The organism is Sulfitobacter sp. JL08, from assembly GCF_003352045.1.
In the GTDB taxonomy this organism is placed as follows: Bacteria; Pseudomonadota; Alphaproteobacteria; order Rhodobacterales; family Rhodobacteraceae; genus JL08.
In genome coordinates, this window is the sequence record NZ_CP025815.1 from 873071 (window position 1) to 895524 (window position 22454).

22 protein-coding genes are annotated in these 22454 nt (G+C 57.4%); 17 read left to right on the forward strand and 5 right to left on the reverse strand.

Annotation, left to right across the window (positions count from 1 at the left end; translation table 11 throughout):
• Positions 1-123: 123 nt before the first annotated feature.
• Complete coding sequence (locus tag C1J05_RS04420) at positions 124-429, forward strand: DUF4389 domain-containing protein (protein ID WP_254684700.1); 306 nt, start codon at positions 124-126, stop codon at positions 427-429.
• A 491-nt stretch (positions 430-920) separates the two neighbouring features.
• Here C1J05_RS04420 and C1J05_RS04425 read toward each other — a convergent pair whose 3' ends face one another.
• A complete protein-coding gene (locus C1J05_RS04425; protein ID WP_114868636.1) occupies positions 921-1880 on the reverse strand; it encodes an IS5 family transposase in 960 nt (319 codons plus the stop codon).
• A gap of 310 nt (positions 1881-2190) precedes the next feature.
• On the opposite strand from C1J05_RS04425, the gene C1J05_RS04430 reads away from it, so the two are divergent.
• The 13 genes from C1J05_RS04430 (at position 2191) to C1J05_RS04485 (ending at position 16354) form a co-directional block, all read left to right on the forward strand.
• Complete coding sequence (locus C1J05_RS04430; RefSeq protein WP_205389055.1) at positions 2191-3075, forward strand: DUF1214 domain-containing protein; 885 nt, start codon at positions 2191-2193, stop codon at positions 3073-3075.
• A gap of 86 nt (positions 3076-3161) precedes the next feature.
• Positions 3162-4292, forward strand: coding sequence for a DUF1254 domain-containing protein (locus tag C1J05_RS04435; protein ID WP_205389057.1), 1131 nt, complete (start codon positions 3162-3164; stop codon positions 4290-4292).
• A gap of 18 nt (positions 4293-4310) precedes the next feature.
• Positions 4311-4601, forward strand: a complete 291-nt coding sequence (locus C1J05_RS21655) for a DUF1214 domain-containing protein (protein ID WP_302622789.1) — start codon at positions 4311-4313, stop codon at positions 4599-4601.
• Positions 4602-4704: 103 nt separating this feature from the next.
• Complete coding sequence (locus C1J05_RS04440) at positions 4705-7044, forward strand: arylsulfatase (RefSeq protein ID WP_114869199.1); 2340 nt, start codon at positions 4705-4707, stop codon at positions 7042-7044.
• Between the two features lie 259 nt (positions 7045-7303).
• A complete protein-coding gene (locus C1J05_RS04445; RefSeq protein ID WP_114869200.1) occupies positions 7304-8419 on the forward strand; it encodes an MHYT domain-containing protein in 1116 nt (371 codons plus the stop codon).
• 109 nt (positions 8420-8528) lie between these two features.
• The gene (locus C1J05_RS04450; RefSeq protein WP_114869201.1) at positions 8529-9383 is read left to right on the forward strand and encodes an FAD binding domain-containing protein; all 855 of its coding nucleotides are present in this window, start codon (positions 8529-8531) and stop codon (positions 9381-9383) included.
• A gap of 12 nt (positions 9384-9395) precedes the next feature.
• The gene (locus tag C1J05_RS04455; RefSeq protein WP_114869202.1) at positions 9396-9890 is read left to right on the forward strand and encodes a (2Fe-2S)-binding protein; all 495 of its coding nucleotides are present in this window, start codon (positions 9396-9398) and stop codon (positions 9888-9890) included.
• On the forward strand, positions 9887-12313 hold the full coding sequence (locus C1J05_RS04460) for an aerobic carbon-monoxide dehydrogenase large subunit (RefSeq protein ID WP_114869203.1): 2427 nt from the start codon (positions 9887-9889) through the stop codon (positions 12311-12313). The genes C1J05_RS04455 and C1J05_RS04460 overlap by 4 nt, the downstream gene beginning before the upstream one ends.
• Positions 12314-12358: 45 nt before the next feature.
• Positions 12359-13234 carry an AAA family ATPase gene (locus C1J05_RS04465; protein WP_114869204.1) on the forward strand — a complete coding sequence of 292 codons (876 nt, stop codon included), beginning with the start codon at positions 12359-12361 and terminating at the stop codon, positions 13232-13234.
• Entirely contained in the window at positions 13231-14412 is a 1182-nt protein-coding gene (locus C1J05_RS04470) for a vWA domain-containing protein (RefSeq protein WP_114869205.1), read from the forward strand. The genes C1J05_RS04465 and C1J05_RS04470 overlap by 4 nt, the downstream gene beginning before the upstream one ends.
• Positions 14409-15188 carry an XdhC family protein gene (locus tag C1J05_RS04475; protein WP_114869206.1) on the forward strand — a complete coding sequence of 260 codons (780 nt, stop codon included), beginning with the start codon at positions 14409-14411 and terminating at the stop codon, positions 15186-15188. Before C1J05_RS04470 ends, C1J05_RS04475 begins: the two co-directional genes overlap by 4 nt.
• A complete protein-coding gene (locus C1J05_RS04480; protein WP_114869207.1) occupies positions 15181-15789 on the forward strand; it encodes a nucleotidyltransferase family protein in 609 nt (202 codons plus the stop codon). Before C1J05_RS04475 ends, C1J05_RS04480 begins: the two co-directional genes overlap by 8 nt.
• Positions 15790-15898: 109 nt before the next feature.
• Positions 15899-16354, forward strand: coding sequence for a CoxG family protein (locus tag C1J05_RS04485; RefSeq protein ID WP_114869208.1), 456 nt, complete (start codon positions 15899-15901; stop codon positions 16352-16354).
• 101 nt (positions 16355-16455) lie between these two features.
• On the opposite strand, the gene C1J05_RS04490 is transcribed toward C1J05_RS04485, so the two are convergent.
• On the reverse strand, positions 16456-17844 hold the full coding sequence (locus C1J05_RS04490) for an SLC13 family permease (protein ID WP_114869209.1): 1389 nt from the start codon (positions 17842-17844) through the stop codon (positions 16456-16458).
• 191 nt (positions 17845-18035) lie between these two features.
• On the opposite strand from C1J05_RS04490, the gene C1J05_RS04495 reads away from it, so the two are divergent.
• Together C1J05_RS04495 and C1J05_RS04500 are read left to right on the forward strand one after the other, a co-directional pair.
• On the forward strand, positions 18036-18290 hold the full coding sequence (locus C1J05_RS04495; protein WP_114869210.1) for a GlsB/YeaQ/YmgE family stress response membrane protein: 255 nt from the start codon (positions 18036-18038) through the stop codon (positions 18288-18290).
• Positions 18291-18395: 105 nt separating this feature from the next.
• Positions 18396-18809, forward strand: a complete 414-nt coding sequence (locus tag C1J05_RS04500) for a c-type cytochrome (protein WP_162797915.1) — start codon at positions 18396-18398, stop codon at positions 18807-18809.
• A gap of 51 nt (positions 18810-18860) precedes the next feature.
• Here C1J05_RS04500 and C1J05_RS04505 read toward each other — a convergent pair whose 3' ends face one another.
• Positions 18861-19679: a DUF2189 domain-containing protein gene (locus C1J05_RS04505; protein ID WP_114869212.1), complete on the reverse strand. Its 819-nt coding sequence runs from the start codon at positions 19677-19679 to the stop codon at positions 18861-18863.
• A 339-nt stretch (positions 19680-20018) separates the two neighbouring features.
• Here C1J05_RS04505 and C1J05_RS04510 point away from each other — a divergent pair, with 339 nt between their 5' ends.
• A complete protein-coding gene (locus tag C1J05_RS04510; RefSeq protein ID WP_114869213.1) occupies positions 20019-21416 on the forward strand; it encodes a metal-dependent hydrolase family protein in 1398 nt (465 codons plus the stop codon).
• A gap of 134 nt (positions 21417-21550) precedes the next feature.
• On the opposite strand, the gene C1J05_RS04515 is transcribed toward C1J05_RS04510, so the two are convergent.
• Positions 21551-21925 (reverse strand): diacylglycerol kinase, encoded by a 375-nt coding sequence (locus C1J05_RS04515; protein WP_114869214.1) that lies wholly within the window; start codon positions 21923-21925, stop codon positions 21551-21553.
• Between the two features lie 220 nt (positions 21926-22145).
• Positions 22146-22454: a hypothetical protein gene (locus tag C1J05_RS04520; protein ID WP_114869215.1), complete on the reverse strand. Its 309-nt coding sequence runs from the start codon at positions 22452-22454 to the stop codon at positions 22146-22148.

Sequence of the window (22454 nt, forward strand, 5' to 3'; positions counted from 1 at the left end):
CCGCCGCGTGACAGAGTCAACAGATACTGACGTGTTTGTTGAATGGTGTTACGGTCTTTATGCGCATCAGATGTGAGGATTTCTGCATCTTGTGGGTGCATCCGGACGAAAGGGGATGAAACAGTGAACAAAGAAGACGCAAAAATCGAAGGTCGCCTTCACGGAGAACAGATTGAACCGCAGACGCCTGACAGCATGCTGATGCGGCTTATCTACATGTTGCTGATCGCCGTGATGATCTCGTTCGCGCAAACGGTTCTGGGCCTCGCGACAATTGTTCAGTTTGTCATCATGCTGGTCAGCAACAGGGAACCGAATGCGCGGCTTGCAGAGTTCGGGACCGACCTTGGCATCTGGATTGCAAAAGCGGCACGATATCAAACGGCGGCAAGTCAGGTTAAGCCCTGGCCCTGGACCGAACTGGACTGACGCGATGTGCTGCCATTCTGGTGGCACATGGTTTCGCCAGCCAGATATTACTGACATCCCAGCGCCGGCGGTGGGGCAGCCTGTGCATCTGTGCAATTGGGACCAGCAAAGCTTGAACAACCCCCGGTGATCGTAACCACAGTTTTGAACTGCTGACCCCGGCTGAGTTGCGCCCGCCGGGCGGGGCAGGGTGCGTCGTATCAGGCGAGGGTGGCAAAAGATTTTTCTCGCAGATCGGAACCTTTCATGGGGCTGATGTCTTTATCCTTCATATCTGAGCTGTTCTGCCCGGTTTTCTGTGCAGAAAAATGCGCATTAGAAGGAGCAAAGCGCGATTGCGACCTGTTAAGGAACGTCTGATCAACGCCTTCGGCTTCGCCGCCGTGCCGGCTTGAAGGTAGTTTGGGGCGTCAGACGTCCCATTTCCAGCGATTTTCCCGCTGTTTCGGCCGCCTGAGTGGCGGTTTCGGCGTTTTTGGGCAGACTCTGCCTCATGCTGCCAGCTTTCTCCGGGTCATGAACAGGTTGCCGAGGGCGAAGAGCGTGAACAGATGCGCCCGGTTCTTGGCCAGCCCACGGTAGCGCGTCTTCACGTGGCCGAACTGGCGCTTCAGGATCCGGAACGGGTGCTCAACCTTGGCCCGGACCTTTGCGATGATCCGGTTGATCTGCACGTCGAGCGGATCCAGTTCGCCACCTTTGGGTGCCTTGCGCATCACGCCCCAGAACCGGCCTGCATCCTTGGTGAAGGCCGCCTCTCGTTCGGAATGCACGTAGCCCTTGTCCGCCCAGACGGATGTTTCGTTGCCGTGCAGCAGTTCGTCCCAGACCTGGCTATCGTGGGTCTTGGCAGTGGTGGTCTCCAGGCTGTGGACGATGCCGCTGTCTGCATCGACGCCAACATGGGCCTTCATGCCGAAGTACCAGTCATTACCCTTCTTGGTGGATGACATCTCGGGATCGCGGGCCTTGGCTTCATTCTTGGTCGAGGACGGCGCATCGATGATCGTCGCATCCACCAACGTGCCAGAGCGCAGCGTGACGCCCTTGTCGGCAAGATAGGCATTCACCTCGGCAAACAGCTTCTCGGTCAGCTGATGCTTCTCCAGCAGGTGCCGGAAGTTCAGGATCGTTGTTTCGTCGGGGATGCGGTCATCGCCAAGCTCGATACCGGCAAACCGGCGCATGGCCTCGCTGTCATACAGGCTCTCTTCGGCCATCGGATCGCTCAGCGCGTACCAGCTCTGAAGGAAATACACTCGCAGCATCGTCTCCAGTGGCATCGGTGGCCGACCACCCTTTGACCCAACCTTCGGATAGTGCGGCTCGATCAGCGCCAACAGACGACCCCAAGGCACCACCGCATCCATCTCCGACAGGAACTTCTCGCGGCGCGTCACCTTCTTCTTCACCGCATCACCAAGGCCGGGAATGGCAGGCTGTTTGGGCATCGGCGGGCTCCTCTCTCATCCGCAGAAACCATACCAAATCACGCCAAAATGGGGGAGTTCTTCAGAGATTCCTTAACATATTGGACAAAAACACAAATCGACCAGCGCCAAAGGGCATATGGTCGCGCGTGCCGCTGACGCGCATTGAAGATCTGCAAGATGCCGTTTTTGGTTCCGGCCTCGAACCGGTCCAGATGACCAATTCGCCCGTTACCGGCTCGCTGGCGTTCCCAACGGGTACTTCACCTTCGAATCCTCCACCTACAATGTGTTCCTGTTCTTCCGTACGATCATGGGGCAGGGCGACGGAGTGCCGGACCCGGCACCGGCGGTGGAGCAGGCCGAACAGACGCGGATCTATCCGCTGTGGGCACAGGAAAAAGATATCCCCGCGATGGAGTTTCCCAACGCGAGCAACCAGCGCGTGAACATGATGTATCCGATCGACAACGCCTTCTGGACCAAGCTGAAGGACTTCGTCGATTACGAACCGCTGACTGCGATTGATCCCGAGTTGCGCGGCGTGCTCGCGTCCATCGGCATCGTCAAGGGTCAGCCCTTCGAGCCCAGTGAACGGCAGCAGGAGTTGCTATTGAAAGCGGTCGAAACAGCGCCGAAGATGATCCTGGCGAGCAAGCAGCTTGGCCGTGCGGATGGGCGCAATCTTTACTATGACGACCGGCAGTATGAACGCGCCTGGGCTGCCGCGACTGCGGAGTGGATGCAGGAAACATACCTGGACATCGATCAGCGCGCCGGCTTTTTCCAGTATGCCTATTCTTCGGCCCCCGCGATGGTCCAGCGCTCCATCGGCGCCGGGTCGAAATACCCCTATACGCTGCGGGATGCGGACGGAAATTTCCTTGACGGTTCCAACACCTACCGGATGCACCTGCCTGCCAACCCACCGGCGGCGCTGTTCTGGGCGGTGACTGCGTACAATCTGACAGACGGAACCATGCCCGAAACGGAACAACTGCTGCCCTCGACGAACAGCTACTATGATGTGGCCAAGAACGAAGATGGCTCCATCGACATCTGGTTCGCGCCAGAGCAGCCGGAAGATGTCGCGGATACCAACTTTATCCAGACCATCCCGGGCCGCAACTTCATGGCCATCCTTAGGCTCTATGGCGCCGAGATTGAGTTCTACGACCAGAGCTGGAAGCCCGATGATCTGGTCAAGGTCGAGTAGCAGTTTCGACATTCAGACAAATCTCTGCCTGCGCCGGTCATGACCTGCGCAGACGACGAAAAACAACTGACACTGGAGTTTCCTCAATGAAACGGCGTTTTTTCCTCACCTCTTCCACAACAGCACTGATATCCGCCGCCGCACTGCCTTCGGGCCTTTGGGCGCAGACCACTGAAACCGGCTTGCCCTCGGGCAAAACCAGCTTTCATCCCGACTATGTCGAGACCATTGCCGAACTTGCCTACTTCTGGGGCTATCCCATGGTCAACATGATCAACCGCTCGATGAGCCTAGGTTCGGCGCCCGCACCCGGTACGCTGGGCGGGGTGTTCCCGGTTTCGTCGCCCAATCGGATTGGCATGCTGACTGATTACATCGATCCCGGCCAGCGCTCTGTCGCCTGTCCCAATCAGGACGTGGTGTATGGCCTTGGTTTCCAATTCCTCGACCAGTCCCCGGTTGTCGTTCAGGTGCCGGACTTTGGCGACCGTTTCTATGTTTACGCGATCTATAACCACCGAACCACGCAGGTGGGTCAGGTGGGTGCGCCCTATAACACCAAACCGGGCATGTACCTGATGGTGGGCCCCGACTGTGAGGGCGAGATACCAGAAGGCATGGCGGGCCTGATCCGGTGGGACACGAACCTTACGATGATGATCCCGCGGATTTTCCTGAACGATACCGATGAAGACCGGGCTGCTGTGCAGCCGCTTGTCAATCAGGTCATGGTGTATCCGTTGCAGGAATATACCGGCAAGATGCAGACAACGGATTGGACAAAGGCACCGGACTTTCCCGGCGACGATTCCAGCGGCGGCGAAACCAAGTGGGTGATGCCGGAGACCTTTTTTGACCAACTTCCCGATGTGCTGGATCGCGTGCCTGCATTGCCGGGCGAGGAAGGGCTTTATGCCCAGTTCCACGCCCTGCTTGAGGCCGCAGAGAACGACCCCGAAATCAAGCAGGCAATGATCAATACGGTCGCAAGGGTCGATGCAGAGACTATCCCAGACTTTCTGCAGTGGCGCTATAACGGCAAACCTGCGGGAAACAACTGGAACCGGTCGCTGAACAATGCCGAGTGGGGGCTGGATTACTACAACCGCGTAAGCACGTCGCGCTCCAATATGTTCGACAACCGGCCCAACGAGACGCAGTATTTCTATACCGACGTCGATGTTGATGGCGAACCGCTGGATGGTACAACAACCTAGGCCGTCACCTTTGCGGAATTGCCGCCGGTGCGGGGTTTCTGGTCGATGACACTTTACGACAAGGAACATTTTTTCCACCCCAACGATCTCGGGCGCTATTCGCTGGGCACCAAGAACGCGTCGCTTCAATATAACGACGATGGCTCGCTGACACTTTATGTCGGCAACACATCGCCGGGCGCAGAGCTTGAAACAAACTGGATACCGGCGCCCGCCGATGTCTTTTCGCTTTATATCCGCGCCTATTGGGGCGAACCGGGCATCACCCGTGGCACATGGCAACCGCCCGCCGTTGCGCCGCAGGGATAGGTCAATCGCGCTGATTTCAATCACACGGGCAAAAATGCGCTGTTTCAAGCAATTGCAATAAGGCCAGCCGTCAAAGCAAAGTTTCATCAACAAGGAGGTTTCAATGTCTTTCAGAACGTCATTATCCGCGCTTGCAATTCTGGCGCTTGGCGCGCAGGCACAGGCCCAGCAATGGCCCGACCGCTCCACCCTGCCGATCCCGCTTGCCCCGTTCGAGGGCAAGGTCGGTGAAACATACCAGCAATCCGAACCCGACTGGCAGGAACCGGTCGCAGCGCCGGAGGATGCGCCCAATATCATCGTGATCCTGCTGGATGACGTCGGCTTTGGTCAGACCTCTACCTTTGGCGGGTTGATCCCGACGCCTGAACTTGACGCGCTGGCCGAAGAGGGGCTGAAATTCACCCGCTTTCACACCACGGCGATCTGCGGACCGTCCCGGGCCGCGCTTCTGACGGGGCGCAATCACCATTCCAGCGGCAATGGTTTCCTGATGGAATGGGCGACGGGCTTTCCCAGCTATTCGACCATGCTGCCGCGTGAAACCGCCACCATCGGCGAGATCCTGAAAGGCAACGGCTATACCACATGGTGGTATGGCAAAAACCACAACACACCCGACTGGGAGACAACGGTTGCCGGCCCGTTTGACCGGTGGCCCACCGGCATGGGCTTTGACTATTTCTATGGTTTCAACGCGGGCGAAACGCACCAGTTCTATCCGGTGATTTTCGAGAACACGGTGCCGGTAGAACCTGAAACCACGCCCGAAGAGGGCTATCATTTCATGACCGACATGACCGACCGCGCCATCGCGCGGATGCAGTTTTCAAAATCGGTCGCACCGGACAAGCCGTTCCTGATGTATTTCGCGCCCGGTGCCGTGCATGCGCCGCACCACGTCACCCTCGAATGGCGCGCGCAGTTTGACGGGGCTTTCGACATGGGCTGGGATGCCTACCGAGAGCAGGTCTTTGAGCGCCAGAAACAGATGGGGGTGATCCCCGCAGACACCGTTCTGACACCCCGTCCGGACTGGGTAGAGCCATGGGACGAACTGAGCGATGAACAAAAACAGGTCTACACGGCCCTCTTTGAAAACTTTGCCGCCTATTTTGCCTTTACCGACCACGAGATCGGCCGGTTGCTTGATGCCGTGGAAACGCTGCCCGACGCCGAAAACACGATGGTCATCTACATCGTCGGCGACAACGGGGCGTCCTCCGAGGGCGGTCTTGACGGGACGCTGAACGAGATCAAGGCGCTGAACGGGGTTCCGACAGAGCTTGGCGAAGTGCTGGAGAATCTTGACAAGCTGGGCGGCCCGGAATCCGAACCGCACTATCCAGTTGGCTGGGCCTGGGCTGGCAACACGCCGTTCCAGTGGGTCAAGCAGGTCGCCTCGCATCTGGGCGGTACGCGCAACCCGATGGTCATCACATGGCCCGCGCGGATCGAACACGACCCTGAACCGCGCGATGCCTTCCTGCATCTTATCGATGTGGTGCCGACCATCCTTGAGGCTGCGGGTTTGCCAATGCCCGAGACCGTCAACGGTGTGAAGCAGAAGCCACTTGAGGGCGCATCCTTCCTTGAAGCCTTTGAAAATCCAGACTTCAAAGGACGCTCGGAACAATATTTCGAGGTGTTCTCGAACAGGTCCATGTATGCGGACGGCTGGAAAGCCAACGCACAGCACACCTTTCCCTGGCGCCAGGACTTTGCCCCCGGCAACTGGGAACAGGACGTCTGGGAGCTTTACAATCTCGAGGAAGACTTCTCGGAAGCGAACAACCTTGCCGACGAGAACCCCGAGAAACTGGCCGAGTTGAAGGAAATGTTCGTCAAGGCCGCAGAGCGGTTTGATGTCCTGCCGCTTGATGACCGCGGTCAGGCCCGTCTTGGCATGGCCAAGCCGCCGGTGCCGGGTGCAGCAGAAGGTGCGACGACCTACACCTACTACACAGGCGCGATCCGCATCGCCGAACCGGCTGCGCCGCCGATGAAGAACAACTCCTGGACGATGACGGCCGATATCACGACGCAAGGCAGCGGGACCGAAGGCGTGGTTGTCGGCTTTGGCGGTGTCGCGGCGGGGCTTGTGCTGTACCTTGATGCAGGTGTCCTGGTCTTCGATTACAATTACTTTGAAGAGCACACTGTCTTGCGCGGAACCGAACCCCTGCCTGAAGGCGACAACAAGATCACCGTGAAGTTCGATTATCTGGGCGAAGACGGTGCTTTGGGTGCGGGCGCTGACCTGACGCTTGTCGTCAACGGACAAGAGATCGCGACAGGCAGCCTGGACGCCACCGTGCCTGCCCGCTTTGGCATCGACACCTTCGGGATCGGAGAGGACAGCGGCCAGCCTGTCACCCACGAGTACGAGGCCCCGTTCCCCTTTACCGGAACCATAGGGCAGGTTGTGGTCGAAATCAGGTAGTCGCAAGCAAACTCGCGGGTCGCAGCGCACATCATCTGGTTGCGACCCGTTTTCACAATGGCCGTTGGTAAAAAACGAAGACTTGTTCGATTTTTCTGACGGCTTATTGGGTTCAAGTTTCCGCGCTGTGGCATCTCACCCCAAAAGTTTCGGACCGTTCTGAAACAAGGCAGGCCCTGGCTGCGAACACTGGCGAAATCCTGAGCCGTTCGAACAGCACTGTTTACAAATTGCCCGAGTCTTGGTCATCCTCTGAGGCATGGAATTCCTGACCGTCAATCATAGCAGTTTCCTGATCGCGATGTCCTGCGTCGTTGCATTGGTTGCGGGGTTCACCGGTCTTTCGCTGACCCGCGATTTGTCGGAAAAACCGATGTTTCAGAAAAAAGCTGCAATAGCACTTGCCGCCATTGCGTTGGGCGGCGGCATCTGGGCTATGCATTTTGTGGCCATGTTGGGTCTGAAACTTCCAATTCTGTTCTATTATGATGCGGCCATTACGCTGGTGTCGGCTCTGTCAGCCATACTTCTCGTCGGGGCGGCCCTGATCCTTTTGCACTTTGCTCAGCGCACACCGCTTATCATTTCGCTTGCGGGCGCCATTGTCGGGATCGGCATTCTTGTCATGCACTATATTGGCATGGCCGGTCTGGAACTGTGCCGTGCCGTCTACACGACGTCTGGCGTCGTCTTTTCTTCGGTTGTGGCCATCGGGCTGTGCGTTCTTGCCTTTTGGATTGCTTACGGAAAACGGACGAAACGAAACATTGTGCTTGGCACGATTTGTTTCGCGGCTGCGGTATGCTCGGTACACTTTCTGGCGATTTCACAGACCAATTTCGTGCAGGAACCCAATGTCGCGGAATTCGGCCCCGCCATGAGCAACGAAACCCTTGCGCTTGGGGTGATCTTTTTCAGTTTTGTGATCTTCGGGGCGTGTCTTTGGGTAAGCGTGACATATCTGGTCGCGCCCGGATCAGAAGCCAAGCGCCCGGAACCCCAACCAGCACCGCAATTGAATGCGGAATTGCAAATCCCCTGCGAAGCGGATGGCCACAAGATCTTTGTCAGGGCAAAGGACGTGATGTTTGTGCGGGCCGATGGGCATTACACACAGATCTATACCGAAAACGAACGGTTGTTCTGTGTCTGGCCGATCACCGTGGCTTTCAAACGCCTTTTGCCTCTTGGATTCTTGCAAACCCATCGCAGCTACATGGTCAATCCTGCCCGTGTCTCGCGATTTGAACGGACCAAAGACAAGGGGCGGTGTTTGTTTGACCGAGGTGATCTGCCGCCCGCCCCGGTGAGCCGATCGAAACTGAAGATGGTTCAGGATGTGCTTGCGTCGCATGGCGGCGCAATTGGTGCGTGAGGGGCCGCATTTCGTGCAAATTATCGGTGTTTCATTGATTTTCTAGTGCCGTGACTGGCCCGGGCATGCACGCTTTCCCAAAGGAAGTTCTGCTTTGGGAGGAGCACTTATGATTCCAGTCTCATTCGAATATTATCGTCCGAAGGACATGGCCGGTGTGCTGGCTGTTCTGGAAGAGCACGGCGATGATGCGCGTGTCATGGCGGGCGGGCACAGCCTGATCCCGATGATGAAACTGCGCATGGCCGATGTACCGCATCTGATTGATCTGCAGGACGTTGGCGGCATGTCCGACATCGAAATTGGCGATGGCACCATTCGTATCGGTGCAATGGTCACGCAGGCCGAAATCATCGACCATGCCGGTCTGGCAGATGTGGCACCGATCCTGCGCGAAGCAGCCCTGCAGATCGCTGACCCCCAGGTCCGCTACATGGGCACTGTTGGTGGCAACGTCGCGAATGGCGATCCGGGCAACGATATGCCGGGGCTGATGCAATGCCTTGACGCGGTGTTCACCGTGATCGGGCCAGATGGCGAACGTGATATTCCCGCGCGGGCATTTTATGAAGCCGCCTATATGACCGCACGTGAGGACGAAGAGGTGCTGACCGCTGTCACCATTCCCGTACCCAAGGGCGGTTACGCGTACGAGAAACAAAAACGCAAGATTGGCGATTATGCCACTGCCGCCGCCGCCGTGCAGATCGTCAAGGATGGCGACAGTTGCACGAGTGCCGCGATCGCGATGACAAACCTTAGCGACACGCCGATTTTTTCCGTCGACGCCGGTAACGCACTTGTCGGGACGTCGGTTGACAAGGCCGCGCTGGACGCTGCCGTTGCTGCGATGCTGGGCGATATCGACCCGACCGAGGACAACCGCGGCCCCGTTGCATTCAAAAACCATGTGGCTGGCGTCATCCTGCGCCGCGCCATCGAGCGCGCCTGGTCGCGGGCGTAGGAGGAACACACAATGTCAAAGAAAATGCACATCAAACTGAACGTGAACGGCAAGGACGAGGAATTTCTCGCGGAACCCCGCGAATTGCTGATCTATACGCTGCGCGAGCGGCTGAACATCACCGGGCCGCACATCGGATGCGAAACGTCTCATTGCGGGGCCTGCACCGTCACGATCAACGGCAAATCTGTGAAATCCTGCACCATGTTCGTGGCACAGGCCGATGGCGCCAAGGTGACAACAATTGAAGGGATCGGCGGGCCTGATAACCTGCATCCGCTGCAAGAGGCGTTCAAGGAGCACCATGGCTTGCAGTGCGGCTATTGCACGCCCGGTATGATCACCCGCGCGACCAAGCTGTTGGAGGAAATCCCCAACCCGACCGAAGAGGAAATCCGCTTTGGCATGGCCGGCAATATTTGTCGCTGCACGGGATATCAGAACATTGTGAAATCCATTCAGGCCGCTGCGGCTGAAATGAATGCAGCCAAGGAGGCCGCAGAATGAAGGACGAAATCACCCGCGACGAACGCGTCGATAATCTCAAGGGCCTGGGCTGTTCGCGCAAGCGTGTTGAAGATGCCCGCTTTACCCAGGGCAAGGGGAACTATGTCGACGATATCAAACTGGACGGCATGCTGTTTGGCGACTTTGTCCGCTCTCCCTATGCGCATGCGCGGATTAAGAATATCGACACCGCCGCTGCGCTGGAAGTGCCCGGCGTGCTGGCCGTTCTGACGGCCGCCGATCTTGAACCGCTGGGGCTGCATTGGATGCCAACGCTGGCCGGTGACAAACAAATGGTACTGGCCGATGGCAAGGTGCTGTTTCAGGGTCAGGAAGTGGCCTTTGTGGTTGCCGAAGACCGCTATGCCGCCGCCGATGGCATTGAGGCTGTCGAGGTCGAGTACGAAGAACTGCCTGTCATCGTGAACCCGTTCGAAGCGCTGCAATCGGATGTGGTGCTGCGTGAGGATCTGGTTGGCGAAGATGGGTCCATCCCGGATGGTGCACACGGGCCGCGCAAGCACCCCAACCATATTTTCACATGGGATGCAGGCGACAAAGGTCCGACCGAAGAGGTGATCGCCAATGCCGAGGTTGTCGCAAGCGAAAGCATGTATTACCACCGCACCCACCCCTGTCCGCTGGAAACCTGCGGCTGCGTTGCGTCCATGGACAAGGTGAATGGCAAACTAACGCTTTGGGGCACGTTTCAGGCCCCGCATGCGATCCGGACGGTGGTTTCGCTGATTTCTGGCATTGAGGAACATAACATTCGCGTAATCTCGCCCGATATCGGCGGCGGTTTTGGCAACAAGGTCGGCGCTTATCCGGGCTATGTGTGTTCTGTTGTTGCGTCCATCGTGACCGGCAAGCCCGTGAAGTGGATTGAAGACCGGATGGACAACCTGATGACCACGGCCTTTGCGCGTGATTATCATATGACCGGCAAAATCTCGGCCACCAAGGAAGGCAAGATTACCGGCCTGCAATGCCATGTAACGGCGGACCACGGCGGTTTTGATGCCTGTGCCGACCCGACCAAGTTTCCGGCGGGCTTCATGAATATCTGCACGGGATCATATGACATCCCGACAGCCTATCTTGAAGTCGATGGCGTCTACACCAACAAGGCGCCGGGCGGGGTCAGCTATCGTTGTTCGTTCCGGGTGACCGAGGCTGTGTACTTTATCGAGCGCATGATCGAAGTGCTTGCGATCGAGTTGAATATGGACGCGGCAGAGTTGCGGCGGATCAACTTTATCAAGAAGGAACAGTTTCCGTATAAAGCGGCGCTTGGCTGGGAATATGACAGCGGCGACTATCACACGGCCTGGGACAAGGCGCTGAAAGCCGTGGATTATGACGGGCTGCGGGCCGAACAGGCGCAGCGGGTCGAGGATTTCAAGGCGGGCAAGACGCGCAAGCTGATGGGGATTGGTCTGTCGTTCTTCACCGAGATCGTGGGCGCCGGGCCAGTGAAGAATTGCGATATCCTCGGGCTTGGCATGTTTGACAGCTGTGAAATCCGCATCCACCCGACAGGGTCGGCGATTGCACGGCTTGGCACCATCTCTCAGGGGCAGGGGCACGCAACGACGTTTGCGCAAATTCTTGCATCCGAGATCGGCTTGCCGGCGGACAGCATCACCATTGAGGAAGGCGATACTGACACGGCCCCCTATGGCCTTGGCACATACGGATCGCGTTCCACACCGGTTGCGGGGGCTGCGACAGCCATGGCGGGACGCAAAATTCGCGCCAAGGCGCAGATGATCGCGGCCTACCTGCTCGAGGTTCACGACAATGACGTGGAATTCGATGTCGATCGGTTTGTCGTCAAAGGCGCGCCTGAAAAGTTCAAGACGATGAAGGAAATCGCCTTTGCCGCCTACAATCAGGCCATTCCAGGGCTCGAGCCGGGGCTTGAGGCTGTTAGCTATTATGACCCGCCCAACATGACCTATCCGTTCGGCGCCTATGTCTGTGTCATGGACATTGACGTGGACACCGGTGTGCCGGAAATCCGCCGCTTTTACGCGCTGGATGATTGCGGCACACGGATCAACCCGATGATCATCGAAGGGCAGGTACATGGCGGTCTGACCGAAGCGCTTGCTGTCGCACTGGGACAAGAGATTGCCTATGATGACATGGGCAACGTCAAGACGGGTACGTTGATGGATTTCTTCCTGCCGACGGCGTGGGAAGTGCCCAATTACGAAACCGACTTTACCGTCACACCCAGTCCGCATCACCCGATTGGGGCCAAGGGCGTGGGCGAAAGCCCGCATGTGGGCGGCGTGCCCTGTTTTTCAAACGCGGTGCAGGATGCGTTCCGCCCGTTTGGCAACCGGCACACGAACATGCCGCATGACCACTGGCGGATCTGGCGCACAGCCAATGAGCTTGGTCTGCACGATTGATCCTGATGACAGGGCGGGGTTTTCCCCGCCCTGCGGAGCTTGCCCATGACCTGGAATGATCTGAAATCGGCCCTAGCGGGTGAAGGCTATGTCGCCTCGGACGATCTGGCGGTAGCACTTCAGCTTGCAATGTCCCTTGGCCGCCCGTTGTTGCTTGAGGGTGCGGCTGGCGTGGGCAAGACAGAGATTGCGCGCACGTTGTCCGCCGTCAAGAACACCCGGTTGATCCGGCTGCAATGTTATGAGGGCCTTGATGCCGCGCAGGCCATTTATGAATGGAACTACCAACGACAGCTGTTGTCCATCCGCGCGGCGGCGGAAGGGGGCGAAACGGGTAAAGCTGTCGAAGATCGCATTTTTTCAAGGGATTTTCTGCTGGAACGCCCGCTTTTGGCGGCCATTACCCAAGACAAACCACCGGTGTTGCTGATCGATGAAATCGACCGCGCCGACGAAGAGTTTGAGGCATATCTACTGGAAATACTTTCCGATTATCAGGTTTCGATACCCGAACTTGGCACGATCAGGGCCACGACACGGCCAATCGTGATCCTGACATCCAATGGCACCCGCGATCTGTCAGACGCACTGCGCCGCCGCTGCCTTTATACCTACGTGGAATACCCGGACCGGACGACCGAACTGGCGATCCTCAAGGCGCGCTGCCCGGATGTTGAGGCGCGGCTGGCCGGTCAGATTGTCGGCTTCGTCCAAAAGCTGCGTGAGGAAGAGTTGGAAAAGACCCCGGGCGTGGCAGAGATGCTGGATTTCGCCGCTGCCTTGATGGGCCTTGGCATCGCAGATCTGACAGACGATCCGGCTGTTTTGCAATCAACGCTGACGACGTTGCTGAAGACCCAAAGCGATCAGGCACAGATCACGCCTGTGGTCGCGGGGCGCATCGCAGGTAAAGCCGCATGAGCCGTGTCACGAAATTTGCCGGACGTGACCCCGGGCCTTCCGCGCGCGTTGCTGGGTTCATCCGGCACTTGCGCGACAACGGGCTGCGCCTGGGGGTGGCAGAGGCCGATCTGGCCATGGCCGCCCTGTGCGAAGTCGATGCGGCCCGGCCCGATGAAAGCCGCCGCGCCCTGCGTGCCGTCTGCACAGGTTGCAAGGAAGAAACCGAACGGTTTGACGATCTGTTCGACAGCTACTGGATGGACATGGGGCGTGTCAGGCAGAAGGTCGTTCCCACGCCGTCCTCTACGATAAGTGATGATGTTCATTCCTCACGCGATGCCAAGGGCGAAGATGCCGGCGCATCCGGTATGTCCACCGCCCCTGATGATCAGGGCGGGGAGGCAGACAGTGACGGAACCGGAAAACTGATCGCCACGCAACAACGCAACCTGAACCGGCGTGACCTGCGCGATCTTGTCCGCCCGGAAGAAATTGCCGAAGCCGAAGATGTCGCGCGCCGCATCGGCGCCGCTTTGCGCGACACGCGCTCGCGCCGTCGCATTGCCGCGCGCAAAGGCGACCGGCTGCATTTCCGCAAGATCATACGCCACAGTCTGGCCACCGGAGGAGAGCCACTGCGCCTGCTTCGGAAAAAGCGCCCCGACAGGACGCGCAAGATCGTGGCACTTTGCGATGTGTCCGGTTCGATGTCTGTTTATGCGCAGGTCTTTCTGGCGTTCCTTGCCGGTTTGATGCGTGCGGATACGACCGCAGATGCCTATCTTTTTCACACCCGACTGGTGCGGATCACCGAGGCCCTGCGTGACAAAGACGCGATGCGCGCAATCAGACGGATGTCATTGATGGCCGATGGGTTCGGCGGTGGATCGAAAATCGGGCCATCGCTGATGCGCTTTGCCGACACTTACGCCAAACGCTTTGTCGATGGGCGCAGCGTCGTGCTGATCCTTTCGGATGGGTATGACACCGAAGCCCCCCAGGTGATCGCTGTCGCGCTGGAAAAGCTGCGCAAAAGGGGCTGCAAGGTGATCTGGCTGAACCCGCTGAAAGGCTGGGCCGATTACGCACCAGTGGCCGAAGGTATGGCGGCGGCCCTTCCTTATCTGGATGTTTTCAAGGCGGCCAACACGCTTGGTGATCTGGCCGCGCTGGAACAGGAGCTGGCACAACTATGACCCCGGCTGAAATCCTTTCGACTGATCTGGCCGAGGCCGCGCAGGCGCTGCGGGACAGAGACGAACCTTTTGCATTTGCCACCATCGTGCGCACTGCGGGCTCTACCGCCGCCAAACCGGGGGCCAAGGCGTTGCTGAGCGCGGATGGGACAATTCTGCAAGGCTGGCTGGGGGGCGGCTGCACACAGGGCGCGGTGAAACGTGCCGCCCTGCGGGCCTTGCAAGACGGAACGCCGCAGCTTGTGTCGGTCGCCCCCGAAGATTTGCTGGCAGAAAAAGGCGTGGCCGCCGGCGATGAAGTGGATGGCACGCAATTTGCCCGCAACGGTTGTCCGTCGCGCGGCACGGTCGATATATTCATCGAACCTTGCATGCCATCACCGCAACTTGTTGTCATGGGCACATCGCCGGTGGCACAGGCGCTGGGCACGCTTGCCCCACAGTTCCACTGGTCGGTGTCGCCGACACCGGGTCAGAACAAACAGCACCAGCGATGCTTTGTCGTTGTCGCCACGCAGGGGCAGGGTGATCTTGACGCCCTCAAGGCCGCGCTGAGCGCACAACCGACCTATGTGGCCTTTGTTGGAAGCCGCAGAAAATACGCCGCGCTTGCTGAAAAACTGGCCGCCGCCGGATTTGAACAATCTGCTATCGACCGCGTTCAGGCCCCGGCCGGTCTTGATCTGGGTGCGGTCACGCCAGAAGAAATTGCGCTGTCCATATTAGCGCAACTTGTTCAGAACCGGCGCGCGACGGTGAAACAGACCGATGCCTGAGGTCACCGCTATCATACTGGCCGCAGGGCTTTCACGCCGGATGGGAGAGCGGAACAAACTGCTTTTGCCCATTGGCGATGTCCCGATGATCCGACATGTGGTTGATGTCTACAGCGGGGCAACGGATGGACGGGTGCTGGTGGTAACAGGCCATCAGGCGAGCGAGGTCGAGGCCGCACTGGCGGGCAGTGACGCCAGAACCGTTTTCAACGTCAACTACGCCCAGGGTCAGCCGACGTCGGTCGCCTGCGGGCTGCGCGCGGCAACAGACGGCGATACCCTCTTGATCGGCTTGGGGGATCAGCCGCTTTTAACGTCTGATGACATCAAATCGTTGCTGGCGGCGCATGCAGCGGCAGATATTTCACGCATCTCTATTCCGGTTGTCGAACAGCAACGCGGAAACCCGATCGTGGTGCCCGCAAACCTGCGCGCGCGTCTTCTTGCGGATCCCAGATCACCGGGATGCAAGAAATTCACCCGCACCCTTCCTGAACATGTCCAGTTTCACGCCTCGGCCTCGGCCGGCTTTTACGCGGATGTGGACACACCCGAGACCTATGCCGCTCTCAAAGCTGGCAGACTGGAGGAAACCTTATGACTGCAGTTCGAAAATTCGCCATGCGTTTGCGCCGCCATTTCGCGCCGACACCCGAACAGGCAGACATCCTCGCCAACATCAAATTTCCCTGTTGCTAAAAGGACATCCCATGGAACTGGCAGACGAAATCATCATCAACGCACCAAAAGAACAGGTCTATGCAGCGCTGAACGACCCCGAGGTTCTGAAACAATGCATTCCGGGCTGTGAAGAGTTGATCAAGCACTCGGACACTGAACTTGAGGCAAAAGTCGTGCTTAAGGTCGGGCCGGTGAAAGCCAAGTTCACCGGTGACGTGCAACTTGACACTGCAGGCGCGCCGGATGCATTTTCGCTGACCGGGCAGGGCAATGGCGGCGCTGCCGGGCACGCCAAGGGGGGCGCGGATGTAACGCTGACAGCCGACGGGCCAAACACGACGATCCTGCGGTACCAGGCAAAGGCCGACATTGGTGGCAAACTGGCCCAGCTGGGCAGCAGGCTGATCCAAAGCACCGCAAAGAAACTTGCGGCCAAGTTCTTCAAGTCTTTCGCCGATGTGGTCAACGAAGAAGAAACCGCCTAGCGATCACACCTGCAAAAGGCACGCGGCAGACAGCATTTCAGTAAGGGTCGGGCATGCACATGCATCCCGTCCCTTTGTGTATAAAGAGCGAAACCGCGCCTTTATCCAAAGAGTGCTTTTCCAAGTAAGGAACTGACGCTCACGGTTATGACCAGCGCAATCAAATCCAGCGGTGCACCGGCACGCAGCATGTTTGCCCGTGTTACCGCCGGATTGGCAAAAACAATGGCATTGGGTGGCGTGGCCACGGGAAGCATGAAGCCGACAGAGGCGGCGAGTGCGATCGGGATCAGGAAAGCGATCGGGTCAACGCCGAAATTGGTCGCCACAACTCCGGCGATGGGCAGGAAGATTGCCGCCATCGCAGTGTTGCTTGCAAGCTCTCCCAGATACACAATGAACCCCGCAATTACGAGAAGGACAGCAAACTCGGGCCAGTGAGAGATCGCCTGCACGCTGCCACCGAGCAATTCTGCCAAACCGGAACTTTGAAGGATATCGGCAAGCGCCAGCCCGCCGCCAAACAGAATGAGCACATCCCAGCGCAACAACGCCGCAGTGTCCCAATCAAGCAAGCGTTTGCCTTTCCCGTCAGGAACAATAAACAGCGCAATCGCCGCAATCATTGCAATGCCTGCATCCGTAATTGCGATTTCGGGAAAGAGCCTGATGATCAAGGGACGCGACAGCCACGCGGCAGCTGTCAGGCTGGCAACAACCGCAACCCGGCGCTCTGCCGAATTGGCAGGGGTGTCCTGCGGATGATGGGACAAGACCAGTTCCCGGGCCTCCAATCCCGGGGTGACCCATGCGAGAAACAGCCAGGTCACCACCAACAGGATCAGCGCAACGGGAACCCCGACCATCGCCCATTGGGCAAAGCCGATGTCGACAGCATATGTCGTGCTGACATAGGATGCGAAAATTGCGTTTGGCGGCGTTCCAATCAGTGAGCCCATGCCGCCTATCGTCGCCGAGAATGCAACGCCGAGCATCAAGGCAGTGCCGAAGGACGGTTGATCGTCTTGTGAGGTAACAATAGCGGCAGCGATCGGCGCAACGACCATTGCCGATGCCGTGTTGCTGATCCAAAGGCTGAGAAATGCCGTGCAGAGCATCAGCGCCCCAAGAACACGGTGCGGGCTGGTTCCGGCGTGTCTTAACAGCGACCCTGCCAGTCGCCTGTGCAATCCGGATTTTTCAATCGCCTTTGCGATCAGAAATCCACCCAGAAACAGAACAACCAGCGGATCAGAATAGGATCGAGCCGTATCATCCAGATCGGTGAGGCCCATGATCGGAGCGACCGCCAGTGGCAACAGCGCAGTCGCTGCCAGTGGAAGTGCCTCTGTAAGCCACCAGAGAGCCATGGTTACAGCAAGACCCGATGCGTGCCAGGACAGGTCTGACATGCCCGCCGGTGCGGGAAAGGCAACCGGAGCAAGAAGCACGGCAAGTCCGGCGCCGATAGTTAAAGGTTTCAGTTGCATCGCTTTAGCCTAACAGCAACTCGGTTGGGCACACATGCGGCAAAAGGAATTTTTCTATGTGAGACGCCTCTGGGATCGAAAGCCGCCATGTCTGGCAATTCTGAAACCAGACAAAAGGCAATCAAGGGGCTTGAGTGACGCGCGGATAGCGGCGAAGGTTCCACCAAACATGGCAACCCGGAGGAACACTCATGGAATTTGGAAGCCTTTTCGCGATGCTTTTCATCGGCGCTCTTGCCGGCTGGCTATCAGGAAAAATCATGGAAGGCCGCGGCTTTGGTTTGCTGGGAAACATAATTGTCGGGATCGTCGGCGCGTTTGTCGCGGGCCTGATTTTTCCGGCTCTTGGGTTTTCCGTCGGAGGCGGGATTGTTGCATCAATTCTGCACGCTACGATTGGTGCAGTGATACTGCTGTTTCTGATTGGCCTGGTGAAGCGCGCGTAGTCAATTCGCGTTTTGCGTGTGATCGCTGACGCATTTGATCAGGATCAACGCATTTTCCGGTGATCGTTCTAGCCTTGGATCAACTTTGTTGAAAGCAGGTCAGACGTGAAGCAATTCTTTCTTTTTATCCCGTTTCTTATCTTTGGTTCTTCGCTGGAGGCCGCAGATGCGGGCGAGGTTCTGTATTTGGAAAACTGCGTGTCCTGCCATGGCGTTTCAGGACAAGGCGACGGCCCCAACGCAAGCGAACTGGGCACACCACCTGCAGATCTGACAAAAATTGCCGCGCGTCGCGATGGGGTTTGGCCCATGCTTGAAATCATGGCGATTATTGACGGCTATTCCCGAAACACGCTCCCGCGCGAAGATATGCCGGTTTTCGAGAATTTTCTGGATAACGAGATGGTCGAGTTCGATACCGGAAACGGAGTGACGACCTTGGTGCCGGGCAAGCTGATCGAAATAGTGAACTATCTGGAAACGCTGCAAAATCCCGCACCGACCCGATATGTGCCCTGATCATTTCAGCGGCGTATTGCAGTGTGCCTGCGGCGCGGCGGGTTCGGAAAATCACCCCTCTGCCGGTGGCACGGCGCGCTGATAAAGATGCCATGTGGTGTGGCCAAGGATCGGCAGGGTAAAGATCAGGCCCAGAAACGCTGGAACCAGCGATGCCACCATGGTGACAGAGATAATCGCCGCCCAGATCAGCATGACCACCGGGTTTTCCCTGACGACGCGAATAGACGTTAACATTGCGGAAACAAAATCGGTTTCCCGATCCAGCAGCATGGGCATGGCAATGACGGTCACCGAAAACAGGACAGCCGACAGAAATGCGCCCACACAGGTGCCGATCGCAAGAAAGGTCCAGCCCTCCGGTGTGGTGAACACGATGTTCAGGAACCCGTCAAAATCCGAAAAAGAGGCATCCTGCAGGATGATCGCCAGCCACAGACGGGCCTGATACATCCATACCCAGAAAACGAACAGGGTGACAAAGGCCATCCAGCCCATTTCGCGTTTGCGTTGATTGGCCATCACGGTCAGGATTTCGGACCAGCCGAAACTCTCGCCCTTTTGCAAACGCCGGGACATTTCATAAAGCCCGGCGGCGGCGAAGGGGGCAACCAGCGGAAAGCCCACAACGGCGGGAATGATCATCCAGATCTTGCCCAACCAGATCAGACACCAGACAAGCAGAATTCCGAAAACCGCATAGAACAGACCGAAAAAGCCGCTCATGACAGGGCGCGCCAGAAAGTCGGAAAACCCGGCTTTCAGCGATGCGGTGATATCACCCGCTGTCACCTTGTTGACTTTGGGCATGGCTCGCTGCTGCGGCGTCGGGTTGTGCGGCGGTTCGGACCCTGCGGTTTTGGATGTCATGACACATTCCTCTCAAGGAATGGCGCGCCTGTTTGACAAAAAGCCCAGCGGCGAAACGGACATTCCTCCTGCGCACAGGAGTTTGCATCAGCTGAGGCATAAGGGCAAGGTGGGAGTATGACCGGTAAACCAGCGCCGCGGAGTTCGGACGGATGCCGCGGGGCAGATGCGAAATTGCATGCCGAGTTCGAAAGCAGCCATTCACGAACGCGTCAAAAAGCGCTGCTATAGTTGATAGGGCTTCCAAGCTTGTTGCGTGACCAGATTTGGTGCAAAATTTATGACCAAGAGCTTGAAGATAGAACGAATAATGGACCCAAGAAGGCAAGGAACGGGGTCATGCACAACACGATAGAAAAATTGCTGCTCACGACAGTCATCTCCAGTGTACCTGTCTTAGCAATGGCGCACGACCCTATTGCATTTGAAGCCACCGGTGGCGAGATCGTGCACGGGAACACCTATGGACCGGCGGTTACATACGAAAATATTGTCATCTGCGGAGCACAGGTTTTTCATGGATGCCGTGAGGAATTGGTCTCGGCTGACGTGCTGATTACCGACAAAAAGATCGCGGCGATTGCGCCTGATCTCGGCGCGCCAGAAGGTGCATTCGAGATTAGGGCTGACGGTTATACCATGATCCCGGGCCTGATCGATGCGCATTGGCACGGCGTTTATGCCGAAGCGACCATTCCCCAAATCCTGACAACTGGTGAAGGCTACTGGAACCTCGTCGCGGCACGTGTACAAGAGAACGCGCTGTATCGCGGTTTTACAACTGTGTGCGAGGCAGCCGGGCCAATGTTTGACATCGCCCGCGCAACCGATAAGGGCCTGATCGTCGGCCCGCGGATATTCCCATCCGGCCCGGCGATCTCGCAAACATCCGGGCACATGGATTTCCGGTTTACCTATGACGTGCCCGCAACACCCGACAATCCGCACAGCCTCGAAAGAAACAACGGTTTCTATATTGCTGACGGCGTACCTGAAGTGACCAAACGTGTACGCGAAAATCTGATGCAGGGCGCCACGCAAATCAAATTGATGGCTGGCGGTGGTGTCACATCGTCATATGACCCGATCCATACGATCCAGTTCAGCAAAGCGGAATTGGAAGCGGCTGTGGAAGCGGCGGAAAACTGGGGAAAGTATGTGCTTACCCACGCGATCAATAACGAAGCTGTTATCCACTCTCTCGACGCAGGGGTGAAGAGTATCGAACACGGCCATATGGCCACGCGCGAAACGCTTGAGCGTATGCGGGATGAGGGCGTATGGCTCAGTATGCAGCCGTTTCTGGACGACGAGGATGCGCCAACATTGAACATTGTGCAGAGTGCCAAATACAAGTTCGTGACCGACGGTACAGATTTTGTTTACCGTACGGCCAAGGCACTTGGCGTTAAAATCGCCTTTGGTACCGACACGTTGTTCAGCCCCGACCTTGCAAAGCGGCAAGGCGCTCAATTAGCCAAATTGCAAAAGTGGTTCACGCCTTTTGAGACGCTGAAGATGGCGACCTGCGACAACGCCGAGTTGCTCAAACTGTCGGGTCCGCTGACGCCTTATCCTGATGGACCTTTGGGCGTGATTGAAGAAGGCGCATATGCGGATCTGATCCTCGTGGATGGCAATCCGCTGGAAGATATTGATCTTGTGGGCAACCCCGAAGGCAATTTCGACCTGATCATGAAAGACGGCGTGATCTATAAAAACGTATTACAAAACTAGGTTTCTGTTTTCAGTCCATAGGGTGCTGCTTCGATCATGTCGCATAACTCCGCGAGCAAGGGGTCGTCTAGCGAGACTGCTGCATCGGCGTGTATTCGAAGCCGCCGTGGCTTCTTGAAGTAGATGACAGACAGTCAGGCAAAAACCCTGTCATAGAGTGCTGCCAGCCAAATAATCCCTGCAAGCACAGATGCCATTACAACTGCAAGAGATCCCAAGTCTATTGCAATGCGGGATAATTCGTGGCGCTCCGGACCGATCCTGTCAACGACCGCTTCCACAGCCGTGTTCAGTACTTCAACGATCAAGATCAGAAGAACCACTCCGCATAGAATGGCTGCGTTGAAAACTGTTTCTCCCAACCAATACGCAAATGGCACGCTCGCAATCAACGCCGCAGCCTCGATGCGAAACGCTTCCTCGGTTTTCCAAACATCTCTCAACCCGTTCAGAGAGTTAAACCAGGCGGCTTTGAGATGGGGAAACCCCGTCAATCGCACTTTTTCCATTTCCTTTGGCCATTTCCTGTTTATCTATTTGCACCTGTCGCGCCGTATTCCGTGTTCAACTGGAAACCCGGGGCAGCGCCATCGACGTGTAAAGGCATCCAAAGCCTGTGCACTAAGCGTACGAGCCTCGCTGCCTTGGAACTTCGCGTGTTTGGATGGTCCGGACTGAGTGTTCGGGATTGTTGATCCTGCCGGGACGGTCGCATCGGCGGCCATTTCATCAGCTCCAAAGTTCCGTTGCAGCGTTCGACGACCGCCGTGTGATGTCCGCCTGCTCGCGGGCACCGGTCCAGGAACCGCAATTTGCAAAAACATGCGCACCGCGTGAGGATACCGCAGCCACATGGCTGTGACCGCAGACAATGCCGTCCACGCCGCCCCGCACAGCCTCACGCAACGCGGTATCGGTAAAGCTCCAGATCAGCGACTTGGCGTTGGTTGCAATTGCCTTGCCCAGCGACCACCGCGAGCCATTGCCGTTTCCGTCGAGATCTGATGGTTTCGATCTTGCCCAGGAAATTTTGTCCAA

Coding starts and splice junctions, on each gene's coding strand:
- C1J05_RS04435 (WP_205389057.1), top strand. CDS start 3,162: ATGAAACGGCGTTTTTTCCTCACCTCTTCCACAACAGCACTGATATCC.
- C1J05_RS04495 (WP_114869210.1), top strand. CDS start 18,036: ATGGAATTTGGAAGCCTTTTCGCGATGCTTTTCATCGGCGCTCTTGCC.
- C1J05_RS04480 (WP_114869207.1), top strand. CDS start 15,181: ATGCCTGAGGTCACCGCTATCATACTGGCCGCAGGGCTTTCACGCCGG.
- C1J05_RS04450 (WP_114869201.1), top strand. CDS start 8,529: ATGATTCCAGTCTCATTCGAATATTATCGTCCGAAGGACATGGCCGGT.
- C1J05_RS04485 (WP_114869208.1), top strand. CDS start 15,899: ATGGAACTGGCAGACGAAATCATCATCAACGCACCAAAAGAACAGGTC.
- C1J05_RS04490 (WP_114869209.1), bottom strand. CDS start 17,844: ATGCAACTGAAACCTTTAACTATCGGCGCCGGACTTGCCGTGCTTCTT.
- C1J05_RS04475 (WP_114869206.1), top strand. CDS start 14,409: ATGACCCCGGCTGAAATCCTTTCGACTGATCTGGCCGAGGCCGCGCAG.
- C1J05_RS04445 (WP_114869200.1), top strand. CDS start 7,304: ATGGAATTCCTGACCGTCAATCATAGCAGTTTCCTGATCGCGATGTCC.
- C1J05_RS04440 (WP_114869199.1), top strand. CDS start 4,705: ATGTCTTTCAGAACGTCATTATCCGCGCTTGCAATTCTGGCGCTTGGC.
- C1J05_RS04510 (WP_114869213.1), top strand. CDS start 20,019: ATGCACAACACGATAGAAAAATTGCTGCTCACGACAGTCATCTCCAGT.
- C1J05_RS04455 (WP_114869202.1), top strand. CDS start 9,396: ATGTCAAAGAAAATGCACATCAAACTGAACGTGAACGGCAAGGACGAG.
- C1J05_RS04465 (WP_114869204.1), top strand. CDS start 12,359: ATGACCTGGAATGATCTGAAATCGGCCCTAGCGGGTGAAGGCTATGTC.
- C1J05_RS04470 (WP_114869205.1), top strand. CDS start 13,231: ATGAGCCGTGTCACGAAATTTGCCGGACGTGACCCCGGGCCTTCCGCG.
- C1J05_RS04460 (WP_114869203.1), top strand. CDS start 9,887: ATGAAGGACGAAATCACCCGCGACGAACGCGTCGATAATCTCAAGGGC.
- C1J05_RS04515 (WP_114869214.1), bottom strand. CDS start 21,925: ATGGAAAAAGTGCGATTGACGGGGTTTCCCCATCTCAAAGCCGCCTGG.
- C1J05_RS04425 (WP_114868636.1), bottom strand. CDS start 1,880: ATGCCCAAACAGCCTGCCATTCCCGGCCTTGGTGATGCGGTGAAGAAG.
- C1J05_RS04505 (WP_114869212.1), bottom strand. CDS start 19,679: ATGACATCCAAAACCGCAGGGTCCGAACCGCCGCACAACCCGACGCCG.